Annotated in this window: 13 protein-coding genes and 2 pseudogenes; 9 read left to right on the forward strand and 6 right to left on the reverse strand. The window is 39.9% G+C overall.

Annotated elements, in window-relative coordinates:
- Positions 1-27: 27 nt before the first annotated feature.
- Positions 28-2,250 carry a RelA/SpoT family protein gene (locus OCF96_RS06680; protein ID WP_261446761.1) on the reverse strand — a complete coding sequence of 741 codons (2,223 nt, stop codon included), beginning with the start codon at positions 2,248-2,250 and terminating at the stop codon, positions 28-30.
- On the opposite strand from OCF96_RS06680, the gene OCF96_RS10245 reads away from it, so the two are divergent.
- The 4 genes from OCF96_RS10245 to OCF96_RS06695 all read left to right on the forward strand — a co-directional run bounded on the left by OCF96_RS10245 (position 2,201) and on the right by OCF96_RS06695 (position 4,016).
- On the forward strand, positions 2,201-2,401 hold the full coding sequence (locus tag OCF96_RS10245; protein ID WP_369010958.1) for a bacteriorhodopsin: 201 nt from the start codon (positions 2,201-2,203) through the stop codon (positions 2,399-2,401). The genes OCF96_RS06680 and OCF96_RS10245 overlap by 50 nt on opposite strands.
- Before the next feature lie 128 nt (positions 2,402-2,529).
- The gene (locus OCF96_RS06685) at positions 2,530-2,844 is read left to right on the forward strand and encodes a hypothetical protein (RefSeq protein WP_101782547.1); all 315 of its coding nucleotides are present in this window, start codon (positions 2,530-2,532) and stop codon (positions 2,842-2,844) included.
- An 85-nt stretch (positions 2,845-2,929) separates the two neighbouring features.
- Entirely contained in the window at positions 2,930-3,157 is a 228-nt protein-coding gene (locus OCF96_RS06690; protein WP_308300788.1) for a hypothetical protein, read from the forward strand.
- 229 nt (positions 3,158-3,386) lie between these two features.
- The gene (locus OCF96_RS06695; RefSeq protein WP_261446762.1) at positions 3,387-4,016 is read left to right on the forward strand and encodes an MBL fold metallo-hydrolase; all 630 of its coding nucleotides are present in this window, start codon (positions 3,387-3,389) and stop codon (positions 4,014-4,016) included.
- 113 nt (positions 4,017-4,129) lie between these two features.
- Here the strand turns inward: OCF96_RS06695 and pepO are convergent, their stop codons facing one another.
- Positions 4,130-6,022 (reverse strand): endopeptidase PepO, encoded by a 1,893-nt coding sequence (gene pepO / locus OCF96_RS06700; protein WP_261446763.1) that lies wholly within the window; start codon positions 6,020-6,022, stop codon positions 4,130-4,132.
- A 180-nt stretch (positions 6,023-6,202) separates the two neighbouring features.
- On the opposite strand from pepO, the gene OCF96_RS06705 reads away from it, so the two are divergent.
- The 4 genes from OCF96_RS06705 to tpx all read left to right on the forward strand — a co-directional run bounded on the left by OCF96_RS06705 (position 6,203) and on the right by tpx (position 9,345).
- On the forward strand, positions 6,203-6,925 hold the full coding sequence (locus OCF96_RS06705) for a metal ABC transporter ATP-binding protein (RefSeq protein ID WP_261446764.1): 723 nt from the start codon (positions 6,203-6,205) through the stop codon (positions 6,923-6,925).
- Positions 6,922-7,770, forward strand: coding sequence for a metal ABC transporter permease (locus OCF96_RS06710; protein WP_000559787.1), 849 nt, complete (start codon positions 6,922-6,924; stop codon positions 7,768-7,770). Before OCF96_RS06705 ends, OCF96_RS06710 begins: the two co-directional genes overlap by 4 nt.
- A gap of 31 nt (positions 7,771-7,801) precedes the next feature.
- The gene (locus OCF96_RS06715; RefSeq protein WP_261121341.1) at positions 7,802-8,731 is read left to right on the forward strand and encodes a metal ABC transporter substrate-binding protein; all 930 of its coding nucleotides are present in this window, start codon (positions 7,802-7,804) and stop codon (positions 8,729-8,731) included.
- A 122-nt stretch (positions 8,732-8,853) separates the two neighbouring features.
- The gene (gene tpx, locus OCF96_RS06720; protein ID WP_261446765.1) at positions 8,854-9,345 is read left to right on the forward strand and encodes a thiol peroxidase; all 492 of its coding nucleotides are present in this window, start codon (positions 8,854-8,856) and stop codon (positions 9,343-9,345) included.
- 180 nt (positions 9,346-9,525) lie between these two features.
- Here tpx and OCF96_RS06725 read toward each other — a convergent pair.
- The 4 genes and pseudogenes from OCF96_RS06725 to OCF96_RS06740 all read right to left on the reverse strand — a co-directional run.
- Positions 9,526-9,684, reverse strand: a pseudogene (locus tag OCF96_RS06725) (competence protein ComA); the annotation flags it as partial.
- Between the two features lie 140 nt (positions 9,685-9,824).
- Positions 9,825-10,457, reverse strand: coding sequence for an ABC transporter ATP-binding protein (locus OCF96_RS06730; RefSeq protein ID WP_261446766.1), 633 nt, complete (start codon positions 10,455-10,457; stop codon positions 9,825-9,827).
- Position 10,458: 1 nt separating this feature from the next.
- Positions 10,459-12,474: a bacteriocin-associated integral membrane family protein gene (locus OCF96_RS06735; RefSeq protein WP_261446767.1), complete on the reverse strand. Its 2,016-nt coding sequence runs from the start codon at positions 12,472-12,474 to the stop codon at positions 10,459-10,461.
- Between the two features lie 430 nt (positions 12,475-12,904).
- A pseudogene (locus tag OCF96_RS06740) lies at positions 12,905-13,050 on the reverse strand (PhrA family quorum-sensing system peptide); the annotation flags it as partial.
- Positions 13,051-13,224: 174 nt separating this feature from the next.
- On the opposite strand from OCF96_RS06740, the gene OCF96_RS06745 reads away from it, so the two are divergent.
- Complete coding sequence (locus OCF96_RS06745) at positions 13,225-14,088, forward strand: helix-turn-helix domain-containing protein (protein ID WP_261446768.1); 864 nt, start codon at positions 13,225-13,227, stop codon at positions 14,086-14,088.
- Positions 14,089-14,305: the final 217 nt, after the last annotated feature.

Here is a 14,305-nt window from a genome sequence, read left to right on the forward strand (position 1 = left end):
TAGCCTTTCTAGTAAGAGCTAGGACAATTAGCCATTGGTACGTTTAACAGAGTAAACTTCTGGCACACTCTTAATCTTGTCCACGACCGTAGTCAGCGTCGAGAGGTTAGCAATGCCAAAGGATACATGGATATTAGCAAACTTCATATCCTTGGTTGGTTGGGCGTTGACTGTTGAGATATTCTTAGTTGTGTTTGAAAGAACTTGTAGCACATCGTTCAACAGTCCTGTACGGTTGAGGCCATAAATATCGATATGGGCCATATACTCCTTATTTGAGCTAGAGTACTGGTCTTCCCATTCCACATCAAGAAGACGTTGCTCGTAGTTTTCTTGGGCACGCAGATTCATACAGTCCACACGGTGAATAGCTACACCACGCCCCTTGGTAATATAGCCAACAATATCATCACCAGGAACTGGATTACAACACTTGGCAATCCGCACTAGGAGGCCTGATGCACCTTCAATGACCACACCACCCTCATGCTTGACCTTGAGGGTTTCTTTATTTTCAACCTTGATCTCGCCACCTTTGACAAGTTCCTCTGCTTCAGCCTTGGCCTTGGCACGTTCTTCCTCACGACGTTCCTTCTCAGTTAGACGATTAAAGACAGTAATAGCACCGATTTCTCCAAAACCAATGGCCGCAAAGAGGGATTCTTCTGTCTTGTAGCTGGTCTTTTGCAGAACTCGGTCCATATGACGCTTGTCCATGAATTTATTGGCCACATAGCCATTTTCTTGGAACTGGGCCATCAACATTTCACGACCCTTATTGACAGACAATTCCTTATCTTGGTTTTTAAAGAACTGGCGAATCTTGTTACGGGCTTTGCTGGTCTTGACCATGTTGAGCCAGTCACGACTCGGCCCAAAGGAGTTAGGGTTGGTGACAATTTCAACCTGATCCCCTGTCTTGAGCTTGGTTGTCAGTGGAACCATGCGACCATTGACCTTGGCTCCAGTTGCTTTTTCCCCAACCTTGGTATGGATTTCATAGGCAAAGTCAATCGGTCCTGAATCTTTCGGAAGGGAACGGACAGCTCCATCTGGGGTAAAGACGTAAATCTCCTCAGCCAGATAGTTTTCCTTAACTGAATCCACAAATTCCTTGGCATCGTCAGCCTGGTCTTGGAGCTCCATCATCTCCTTGATCCAGTTCATTCCAATGGCTGATTCCTTGCTGTTAACCTGCCCCTTGATGCCCTTCTTATAAGCCCAGTGAGCCGCAACCCCGTACTCAGCCACCTCATGCATGGCCTTGGTCCGAATCTGGAATTCAATCGGCCCTTTTGGCCCATAGACAGTCGTATGGATAGACTGATAACCATTGGCCTTGCGGTTAGCGATATAGTCTTTGAAACGACCTGGCATTGGTTTCCAAAGTTCATGCACATAACCAAGCATGGCATAAACATCACTTTGGGTATCTAAAATACAACGAATGGCAATCAGATCATAGATTTCCTCAAAACGTTTTCTCTTATCCTGCATTTTGCGGAAAATTGAGTAAATATGCTTGGGACGACCGTAAATCTTCCCTTTCAAGTGACGATCCGTCGTATAGTCTTCTAGCTTCGTAACTACCTCATCCACCAAGGCCTCACGCTCTCTGCGCTTTTCCTTCATCATATGGGTAATCTTGTAAAACTCCGTTGGGTTGAGATAACGGAAAGATAAGTCTTCCAACTCCCATTTGACACTGGAAATCCCCAGACGGTGAGCAAGTGGGGCATAGATTTCCATAGTTTCTTTGGAAATGCGCTCCTGCTTGTCTTTTCGAAGATGTTTAAGCGTTCGCATATTATGCAAGCGGTCAGACAGTTTGACCAAGATAACACGGATATCCTCAGACATGGCCATGAGCATCTTGCGGTGATTTTCCGCTAATTGCTCCTCGATCGATTTGTACTCGACCTTACCAAGCTTGGTAACCCCATCGACAATCACGCGCACATCAGGACCAAACTCCCTTTCCAAATCGTCCAAGGTCGCATCAGTATCTTCCACCACATCATGCAAGAAACCACAAGCTACTGTTACAGCATCCAGCTTGAGTTTGGCTAAAATACCTGCCACTTGGATAGGATGAATGATATAAGGCTCGCCTGATTTGCGGTATTGACCACTATGGCATTCCACCGCATAGATCAAGGCCTTATGGACAAAATGGACATCCTCTTCCGTTAAATATTCTTTGGTTAAAGCGACAACTTCTTCGCCTGTTAAATTCACTTCTTTTGGCATCTCTACTCTCCAATTCTTCCTACCATTTTATCACTTTTTTAAGAATATGAAAACTAGATTGGAACAGAATAAGAAAAAAATAATTCAGAATTGCTTGACAATTCTGAAATGTTTTTTTATAATATGTTATACAGTTAGATTTTCTATTTAGGTGATAGAAGGAGAGATAGAAGAACGGAAACCATATTGTAATCTAAATATAATTTAACTCCCTATGCTTATCACTTTTTCATTCAAGTAAATATATTTGAATGACGTCATTTTACAAAGGAGTATCCTATGAAAAAAATTGTACTAACACTATTAGGAGCTACTGCTCTATCTATTGCCGTTCCAATCAATGCTGCTGAAACCAATACAACAAATAACTTTGAAGGTCCTCGTTATGAGCGTATATATTCTCATAGTTATAGTAAAACAGTAACAAAATACTATAACGATGATGGTTACATCCCACCAACTATCTACTATTCAGAATATAATGATGGTTTCCATTCAACCTTCAAAGGAACACTTGAAATAGATAGTGTACGAAGATCAAACGGTGGAACTCGTGTCACATACACTGGTACCTTGACTGGATTTTGGAATTAAAATCCTCAAGATGCTTTCTTTTATCCTTTAGTTTATAAGGAGAACACCTATGAAAAAAACTGCTATTTCTATCTTTGCTCTCCTAGTGTTAGGAGTTAGCTGCCTGTTCCTATTCAGCCAGCAAGGCTATAAAAAAACAGTCGTTCAATACTATGCTAACGACCAGAACCTGCCCAATAGGATAACTTATAGTGAATATAGCGATAAACGAGAAGCCAACTACGGTGGCACTCTAAACATCACATCTATCAAACAAGCTAATGACGGAGTTTATGCAACCTATGAAGGACAATTGACACCTCTCCAATATTGATAAATTGATAACCAGCCTGTCTTCATCTAGTCATGCTGGTTTTTAAGTTCATTCTAAATCCTTACCTATTCTCCCTAACTGTGCTATACTTAATTTATACTCAATGAAAATTAAAGAGCAAACTAGGAAACTAGCCACAGGCTGTACTTGAGTACGGCAAGGCGACGTTGACGCGGTTTGAATTTGATTTTCGAAGAGTATTAGTGCATTCTTTGAGATTGGAGCTAACATGAAAATCCATAAAACCGTGAATCCTGTTGCCTATGAAAATACCTATTACTTGGAAGGCGAAAAACACCTCATCGTGGTTGACCCTGGTAGCCATTGGGAAGCTATTCGTCAGACAATAGAAAACATCAACAAACCTATATGCGCTATTCTATTGACTCACGCCCATTATGACCATATCATGAGTCTGGACTTGGTTCGCGAAACTTTTGGCAATCCTCCTGTCTATATCGCAGAGAGTGAAGCCAGCTGGCTCTACACTCCTGTCGATAATCTCTCTGGGCTACCTCGCCACGATGATATGGCAGATGTGGTCGCAAAACCTGCAGAACACACCTTTGTCTTTCATGAAGAATACCAACTAGAGGAGTTTCGTTTCACTGTCTTGCCAACACCAGGTCACTCTATCGGTGGTGTTTCCCTAGTCTTTCCTGATGCCCACCTAGTCTTAACAGGAGATGCCCTATTCCGAGAAACTATTGGACGGACCGACCTTCCAACTGGTAGTACGGAGCAACTCCTTCATAGTATCCAGACTCAACTCTTTACCCTACCAAACTACGATGTCTATCCAGGACATGGTCCAGCTACGACCATCGCTCACGAAAAGACCTTCAATCCTTTTTTCTAGTAATATGATGACAATTAAGTAAACTATCCAGCAAGTCTTTCCATTATAAAAGGCATCCAATCAAGTTTTCAGACCTGATTGGATGCCTTTTTCTGATTACTTGCTTCTTTGCATTACCAAATAATCACGCGCTCTTCTGGTGAACGCCACATACCGTCGCCTTCTTTGACATCATATGTTGTAAAGAAATCATCGAAGTTTGGTACTTGTACATTGACACGGAGTTTGGCTGGCGCGTGCACATCAACGCTAGCCAAAAGTTTCATAAATTCTGGACGACCTTTCATGCGCCAGATGCGACCGAAGTTGTAGAAGAACTCTTCTGCTGAGAAGTCTGCTTCTCTCTTAGCTGCTTCAAGCGCTGCAGCGATTCCTCCCAAGTCAGCCACGTTCTCTGATACAGTCAATTTACCGTTGATGGTTGCTCCATAAGAATCCTGTCCATCAAATTGGTCAATAACTTTTTGTGTTTTCTCCTTGAAGGCAGCATAGTCGCTCTCAGTCCACCAATCCTTGAGGCTACCATTTTCATCGAAGGAAGCTCCGTTGGTGTCAAAGGCGTGGGAAATTTCATGAGCAATAACCGCCCCAATACCACCGTAGTTAGCAGAAGATGACTGATGCAAGTCATAGAAAGGTGCCTGTAAAATGGCCGCTGGGAAGACAATCAAGTTCTTCTGTGGATTGTAGTAGGCATTGACCATATGAGCAGGCATGCCCCATTCCTTGTAATCTACAGGCTGGTTCCATTTGCTCCAACTGTGTTTGATTTCCACACGCGCAAAGGCTAGAGCATTGTCAAAAAGACTAACATTTTCATCCACTACCTTGTCCTTGTAGCGTTCTGGCAATTCTTCTGGGTAACCGATATAAGGCTTGATGACATTGAGTTTGACGATGGCCTTGTCACGAGTTTCTGGAGTCAGCCAGTCATTTTTAGCCAAGCGTTCCTTATAGACATCAATCATAGTTGCCACTTTTTTCTCCACGTCTGCCTTGGCCTCTGGAGAGAATTTTTCATGGGCATACCAAAGACCTAAGGCTTGTTTGAAAGGACCTTGTGCTAGCTGGTAGGCTGCCTTGACCTTGTCTTTGGCTTCTGGAACCCCTGAAAGCGCACGGCTATAGGCACCTGACAAGACACGGATTTCTTCTGTTAAATAGCTGGTTGAGAGATTAACAACACTCAAAATTAAGGTTGCCTTGAGGAGAGGCCATGCCTCTTCACTATAGAATTGGTCTGCTGCTTGCCAGAAACGTTCCTCGTCTACGATAACCTTGTCTGGTACTTGTCCAAGAACGGCTTGGAAGAAGTCATCCAGAGGTAGGGCAGGCGCAAATTTCTTGAAATCTTCATATGCATATGGATGGTAGAGTTTAGCACACTCTGAACTTTCTTCATTAGAGAGCACAACTGCCGCAACTCGGCGATCCAATTCAAGTCTTTTCTCTAGCAAGTCTTCAATTTCTGCATCAGAGAAATTATAAGCCTTGAGAAGTTTTGCGCTAGTTTCTTTCCAAAGAGTCAAGAGCTCTTCGCGCTGAGGATGGTCTTCTGCATAGTAGGTCGTATCTGGCAGGATCGTACTTGGAGCACTGGCCCATAGAACATTGATTCTCGCATCCATAAAGTCTGGCGATACACCAAAAGGAAGGAAATTAGGTTTTCCTGCAAGCTCAAACTCTGCTAGTTTAGCTGTAAAATCCGCAAAAGTCTCTAATTCTTGGAATTCTTTAAGAAGAGGTAAGACAGGTGTGATACCGTCAGCTTCTCTCTTGTCAAAATCACGGACTAGGTGATGGTATTTGACAAAGTTTGCCAAGATAGCATCCTCAGGCACCTCTTCTCCTGCCAACCACTTGTCTGTTGTCGCCAGCATCAGGTTTTCAATTTCCTGGTCTAAATCAACAAAACCTCCCGTTTGAGACTTATCTGCTGGGATTTCAGCTGTCTGTTGCCATTCCCCATTGATTGCATCATAAAAATCGTCTTGATAACGTGTCATCTTGTTCTCGCTTTCATTTTTTTAAGTTATTGCTAGCTTAACAAAAATTGCTTGGGAATGCAATTAAAAATGAACTTTCCTTTTCCATCATTTTTCAGTTATTATTTTAATTTTTTCAAAAATTAACTTGACTTAATTTTTTTTTTAATGTATATTAAGAGACAGGAGGAATACAAGTTTATGATACGTATCGAAAACCTCAGTGTCTCCTACAAAGAAACGTTGGCACTTAAGGATATTTCACTAGTGCTCCAAGGACCAACAATTACCGGTATCATTGGTCCGAACGGTGCTGGAAAATCAACATTATTAAAAGGTATGCTGGGAATTATCCAACATCAAGGTCAGGCATTTCTCGATGACAAGGAAGTTAAAAAATCCTTACACCGAATTGCCTATGTCGAACAAAAAATCAATATCGACTACAACTTTCCCATCAAGGTCAAGGAGTGCGTCTCGTTAGGACTCTTTCCTTCTATCCCTCTCTTTCGCAGTTTAAACGCTAAACATTGGAAGAAAGTGCAAGAAGCCCTTGAAATCGTCGGCCTAGCTGACTACGCAGAACGTCAAATCAGTCAACTATCTGGAGGTCAGTTCCAGCGGGTTTTGATTGCCAGATGTTTGGTGCAGGAAGCCGACTATATCCTCTTGGATGAACCCTTTGTTGGGATTGACTCTGTCAGTGAGGAAATCATCATGAATACGCTGAGAGATTTGAAAAAAGCTGGGAAGACGGTTCTCATCGTCCACCACGACCTCAGCAAGGTTCCCCACTACTTCGATCAAGTCTTGCTTGTCAATCGAGAAGTGATTGCCTTTGGTCCAACCAAAGAAACCTTTACCGAAGCCAATCTCAAAGAAGCTTACGGTAATCGACTCTTTTTCAATGGAGGTGACCTATGATTGCAGAATTTATCGATGGATTGCAAAAATTCCATTTCTTACAAAATGCCTTGATAACAGCCATTGTCGTCGGGGTCGTAGCTGGAGCTGTGGGATGTTTCATCATTCTACGCGGGATGTCACTCATGGGAGATGCTATTTCACATGCTGTTTTGCCAGGTGTAGCCCTCTCCTTCATCTTGGGCCTTGACTTCTTTATCGGAGCCATTGTCTTTGGATTGCTAGCTGCTATCATTATTACCTACATCAAGGGAAACTCGATTATCAAAAGCGATACCGCCATCGGCATTACCTTTTCTTCTTTCTTAGCCCTCGGTATCATCTTGATTAGTGTCGCTAAAAGTTCTACTGACCTTTTCCATATCCTTTTTGGTAATATCCTGGCCGTCCAAGATACGGATATGTTTATTACTATGGGTGTTGGGGCAGTCATTCTCTTGTTAATCTGGATTTTCTTCAAGCAACTCTTGATAACTTCCTTTGATGAACTCTTGGCTAAAGCCATGGGAATGCCTGTCAATTTCTATCACTACCTTCTCATGGTACTCCTGACTCTCGTGTCTGTGACAGCCATGCAAAGTGTCGGAACTATCCTGATTGTAGCCATGCTGATTACCCCAGCTGCAACTGCTTATCTATATGCTAATAGCCTGAAAAGTATGATTTTCCTTTCCTCAACCTTTGGAGCTACTGCTTCAGTTTTGGGACTCTTTATCGGTTATAGCTTTAACGTTGCGGCAGGTTCTAGTATCGTGCTTACAGCCGCTAGTTTCTTTCTCATTAGCTTCTTTATCGCTCCAAAACAACGATATTTGAAACTGAAAAATAAACATTTGTTAAAATAAGGGGTAAAGCCCCAATAAATTGGAGGATCTAATGAAAAAATTAGGTACATTGTTCGTTCTTTTTCTTTCTGTCATTGCTCTTGTAGCATGTGCTAGCGGAAAAAAAGAGGCAGCTTCTGGTCAAAAACTAAAAGTTGTTGCCACAAACTCAATCATCGCTGATATTACTAAAAATATTGCTGGTGACAAGATTGATCTTCACAGTATCGTTCCTGTTGGTCAAGATCCACACGAATACGAACCACTTCCTGAAGATGTCAAGAAAACATCTCAAGCTGATTTGATTTTCTATAACGGTATCAACCTTGAAACAGGTGGCAATGCTTGGTTTACAAAATTGGTAGAAAATGCCAAGAAAACTGAAAACAAAGACTACTTTGCAGTCAGCGAAGGCGTTGATGTTATCTATCTTGAAGGCCAAAACGAAAAAGGCAAAGAAGACCCACACGCTTGGCTTAACCTTGAAAACGGTATGATTTTTGCTAAAAACATCGCAAAACAATTGAGCGCTAAAGACCCTAGCAACAAGGAATTCTACGAAAAAAATCTCAAAGAATATACTGATAAGTTAGACAAACTTGACAAGGAAGCTAAGGAGAAATTTAACAACATCCCTGCTGAGAAAAAACTCATCGTAACCAGCGAAGGATGCTTCAAATACTTCTCTAAAGCCTACGGTGTCCCAAGTGCCTACATCTGGGAAATCAACACTGAAGAAGAAGGAACACCTGACCAAATCAAGACCTTGGTTGAAAAACTTCGCCAAACAAAAACTCCTTCACTCTTTGTAGAATCAAGTGTGGATGACCGTCCAATGAAGACTGTTTCACAAGACACAAACATCCCAATCTACGCACAAATCTTTACTGACTCTATCGCAGAACAAGGTAAAGAAGGCGACAGCTACTACAACATGATGAAATACAACCTTGACAAGATTGCTGAAGGATTGGCAAAATAATCCTCTGAAAAACGTCATTCTTTTCCGAATTGACGTTTTTTCTATGCCCACATTTCCAGTCAAATCATTGGAAAATTCTGACCGTTTTAGCTAAAATGGAAGAAAAAAGATTGGAGTATCTTATGGTAACTTTTCTCGGAAATCCTGTAAGCTTTACAGGTAGACAACTACAAATCGGCGACAAGGCACTTGATTTTTCTCTCACTACAACAGACCTTTCTAAAAAATCTCTGGCTGATTTTGATGGCAAGAAAAAAGTCTTGAGTGTCGTGCCTTCTATCGATACAGGTATCTGCTCAACTCAAACGCGTCGTTTTAATGAAGAACTGGCTGGACTGGACAACACGGTCGTATTGACTGTTTCCATGGACCTACCCTTTGCCCAAAAACGTTGGTGTGGTGCTGAGGGAATTGAAAATGCCATCATGCTCTCAGACTATTTCGACCATTCCTTTGGACGTGATTACGCCCTCTTAATCAATGAGTGGCACCTATTGGCACGCGCAGTCTTTGTCCTCGATACTGACAATACTATTCGCTACGTTGAATACGTGGACAATATCAATTCTGAACCAAACTTCGAAGCCGCAATTGCAGCTGCTAAAGCCCTATAGAAAAAATCCTCTGTCACAAAGAGTTCCCTACTCTTTGAAACGGAGGATTTTTCTTATTCTTTAATTATTGTTTATTTTGAAATGAATCCTTCAAAATCTTTTAGTTGAAAATTATATTTTTCAGTGAGTAACACATTATCCACTGCAACATCTTCTCCCAATGGGTAAATATTTCTTTTGAAACGGTTGTAGGAGGAAAATCTCTCCTACACTATTATTGATTCTGAGAGAAAATTGCAAAATATCATCTACCAAACTTTCAATTATTAAGATTTTTTACAGTTTATCTGAATTAGAATCGCAAGGCTTCTCAATAATATAATTGTCGAATTTTTTCAATCTAACTTCCTCTCCACTATTTCTTCCTTTATCAAGAAAAAGTTACCTCAATATTAATAAAGTACAATTCTAAATTAACTCCAATTATTGATTCATGATAATATTTCAGTAACTCATCGTGCAATTAAAAACAAGGATTTTTATTTCAGACGATCCATCGTGAACACTTCATCAGCCATCTCCCAAATTGCCGGATTATGTGTTGCGATAATGATTAGCCTATTATCATCTCGAAGAGATAGCAAAATCTCCATAATCAACTGAGAGGTTGCTGGGTCTATTGAAGCTGTTGGCTCATCTGCCAGAATAAAGGGTGGATTCTTTAAGATAACTTTTGCCAAGGCAACCCGTTGCGATTCTCCGCCCGATAACTCAAAGATGCGCTTATCTAGGTCAAGATAAGCCAGGCCGACCTGTTCTAAAGCCTGCTTTTGCCTCAACCGCTGTTCCGACCGACTCAACTTTTGACCAATGAGACCTAGCTTAAGGTTTTCTTCAATACTTTGGTTTTCAATTAAGCCAAAGTTCTGGAAGAGGTAGCCCAATTCGTGACGGAAAAAATCACTCGATTTATAATTGGCCAAGTCTTTACCTCGGTAAAAAATCGTCCCATCATAAGATTCTAATTTCCCAATCATGTTCATCAAGGTTGTTTTTCCGCTACCACTTGAACCAATTAAGGCATAGACTTTTCCAGTCTCAAATGTCATTGAAAGATTCGAAAATAACTCTCGTTCTCCAAAAGATTTACTCACCTGTTTAAGTTCAATCATATTAACCTCCCTTCAAAACAAGCATGGACATCTTGTTTTCTTTCTGCATTTGGACATGTAACTGTAAAAGAGATAGACCAGTAAAGAGTAACGAGACTAAGAAAGCAACTACTATCTCTACCATAAGAAATACACTCGCAACAAATCCCAGTAAAAACACACCCAGTTGAGCAAAGAGATAAGTGCGATGGATTTCTAAGAACCTGAGACCTGCAATGCGTTTGATAAAAATGGCACGTCTAAATTCTTCAAAGTAGAGCCTATTCATAGTGTTAAACAACAAGATTGAAGTTGCAATCCCAAGCACAGCTCCTGCTAGCATTACCCAACGTTCCCTCTGGATATTATCCAATAATGTGATGTAGTTGTGGTAACCTGTTTGCATTTCTGAGACCCAATTTTCAATGCCTTGTCTCTGGATAAGCTCCTGGGCATCAGACAATTGATTAAAGAGAACGTAGTTCTGTACTGCGTCTACCCAAAACAAAATGGACTGTGGACCAGTTGATTGGGGTGTTATAACAATGATGATTGGATCTTTCAAAAACTGCTGGTAAGAAATAGGGGTCGTATTATACACAAATCGATCCTGACCTGATTCCAAATAACCTACCGTAGCAGTCATTTGCTGTCGTTCATCTCGACTAGACATGCGACTGGTTAAGTCGTCTTCAAAAACAGATTTATAATGTTCTTCCTCTGAACGGAGGTGTTCAGGCAGCAATAAGACAAACTCCCCTACATCAAGGTGATTCATCTTTTGCTCAATAGTTGTATCTACAGGAATGTTTTGACGCTCCAAGTATTGCGGTGTGACGATAAGGACATTGCCATTCGGGCTGTAATCGTGCCATTCTGTAGAGGTTGCCAAGTTTTTGGAGGAAGCCATGCCATTTTGCAAAGTACGGTCAATTAACTGGTGTCTAGATAAGAAAGCCTTTTGTTCTGAAACAGCCAGATCCATCAATTGATACCAAGTTCTGAGTTTCATTTGAGCTTGTTCATCAAAACCAGGACTCGTTCCTTCACGGCTGATTGATAGGGTAATCAGTTGCCTTTCCTGGCTCCAAGCCTCTTGTCCAATCCGATGCTGTTGCCAGGCTTGGGAATACTTTAAGCTACTCCCTATTCCCAGCGTTACAATAATAATCGCTAATAGTTGACCGATTAAAATCAAACTAATGATTCCTCTGACAGGCACTTGCCCTTTTATAATCTGCATCAGGTGTATCTTTTTTATTCCAACTGCGAAGAGTTGAGCGAAAAACAGGGAGATCGACAACAAGATGAGATTATAACTGAGCAAGCCTTCTCCTATGGTCATTAGGGATTGCGTTGGAAGCGACAGAATTTTTTGCATAAGAATGGCGAGCACGCCAGCTAAACTGAAACCAACAACTATCCCTTTCAAATCCTCACCAACTGGTCTAAGGAAAATGGACCACCGTTTCTCTCCTGAAATGAGGCGAATGCCCGACGACCGTAATTGGCTAATTTGACTAATTAAAGTCAGTGCTCCAAAGGTTAAGATGAAAATCAATAGACTGATTAACTGAAATCCGTTACTAAAGATAGCCATTAACGTAGATAGTTTAGATGGAATTGTCAGGTGCATATTAGTCAAACCAAGTTGACTTAGCTCCTCTCTTAGCAAGTGAATATCTAGGTTTCCATCGAATACAAAATAGTTTGTTTCAACACTACTACTTTGAGCATCTTCTAGATTTTTTTCCTGAAGCCCATCAGGCAACTTTCCGTCCCCAAAGGTCGTATAAGAAAAAACTGTAGTACCTTCTGAGTTAGGATCTTGGTGTTGAATCGCAATAAAGCTATCCGTTTCTTCTGCTAGTTTTTCCAAGCGTGTAGCAACATGCTGAAAAGTTGTTTCAGGGGAAGAATCACGTACAACAACGTTGGGGTAATAATGGGAGACATATGTATCAGTCCAAATGGTAAATACCCAAACAAAGAACAAACTAGCAAGCAGGTTGGATATGAGTATAAATAATTTTTTCATAGGGCATTCCTTATTCTAAAACAGAGGGCAGAAATATCCCTGCTCTCTATAAACTAACAAGCTTACTAAACTATTGATAAAAGAATCTTCTTCAATTATTCTCTACCATCCCGCATCAAATCTAAATTTTAACATATTATTACTCCTCTAAATGAAATATTATAAAATGAGCAAAATGCAACTACATATTTTAATTAGAAATCTCAGTCTGAATTATAGTATCCTATTTTTTCCTCCTTTCTACAGACAGAGACCTAATTTTATAAACCAATCTTAAATACTTTAGATTTTGTAACTCATAATTTTCAACAGTTGGTTAGCTATGAAAGCATTTTATCAAACATCTCCATTCTTATATCTATCTGGTATTGTTACAAGCTCTCATCAGAATACCTTTCTCTAAATAGTTGAATTTTAAAGTAATATGAAATCAATCAGCCTTCCCAACATCAAGACCATCAGACTTCTTTTGTGATTGGACTCGAATCTCCAATTGTTTATTCTTCTGAATAACTGTTGGTAAGGAATTGTGTTACTAAACGTAAAAACACCTAGTAATACAAATGAAACCGCTTTCTATTTCCTTGTTTTTATTTTAACATATATATTTTATTTAGTCAGGTTTTTTTATTATATTTTGAACTTTTTTTTTTATTATTACCATAGAGAATTATCTATTTCTTTAACTTACTATTTTGAACTAAAAATTTTATAATGAAATTAAGCAAATAGGAAGGATTATTATCTTTAATGAATACACTCGCAGAGAAATTCAGATTGAAAAGAAAAGAGTTGAGACTCTCCCAACAAACTCTTGCAGAAGGAATTTGTGAACAAAGCCAGATTAGTAAAATTGAGAGAGGGCATTTCATTCCCTCCGCAGACCTTTTGTTCAAACTCTCACAACGACTCGAAGTGCCATTAGATTATTTTTTTAATGAACAAATTGAAATTAAATCTAACCTCTCTAATTTTAAGCAATTATCTGCTCGCCTATTAGATGATAGAAATTATGACGATTTGGAATATATTTATAGAATAGAGATTGAACGAAGTACTTTTCTAACACTAGAAGACCGAACTTACCTTGAGTGGATTAAAGCTATTATTGACTTCTATCAATATGACAGTAAGCGTGAGGCTATTTCTTCATTGGAAAATATATTATTAAAAGTCTCCTCAAATACTCTGATTTATTTAAAGGTATTGAATACTCTATCTAATTTCTATTCCTTAGTGGGTCGTGAACAAGAATATGAGGCAAACTACTCTCATTTGATGGAGTTATATCAGACAAAAAATTTTGAGCATCAAGAGTTTTTATTTGGCTACATCAGAGTTCGTTACAACTACGCTCACTACCTAGTCTCAAAGGAAAAATATAACGAAGCCATCCAAGAAGCTCTTGAGACGATTGAACTCTGTAAACAAAGACAGACAAGCTACCAACTGGCTCCCCTACTTATTCTTGTAGGAAATGCTGGAGCCAAATTTCTAGACAAAGAACAAGTCAAAAATTATTATATAGAAGCAAGAGAGTTATGTAAGATTTACAACAATCCTTTAATGTTGATGAAAATAGAAAATTATTTGAAGGAATTAGATACTGTTTAGTTAATCTTGACATTATAGTTTTTCTGAAACGTTAAATAACCTGTAAGGCTGATAGTGAAATTAATACTATCAGCCTTATAATTATGTGACTATTAGTCCGTCTCGCTCCGCTAGGTGCGAGACAAAAAAACCACCCGTTTTGAACTGCACCCCAAAAGTTAGACAGAAAAAATCTAACTTTTGGGGTGTTTTATTATGAAATTAACTTATGAAGATA

The organism is Streptococcus mitis (assembly GCF_946190065.1).
Taxonomy (GTDB): Bacteria; Bacillota; Bacilli; order Lactobacillales; family Streptococcaceae; genus Streptococcus; species Streptococcus mitis_DE.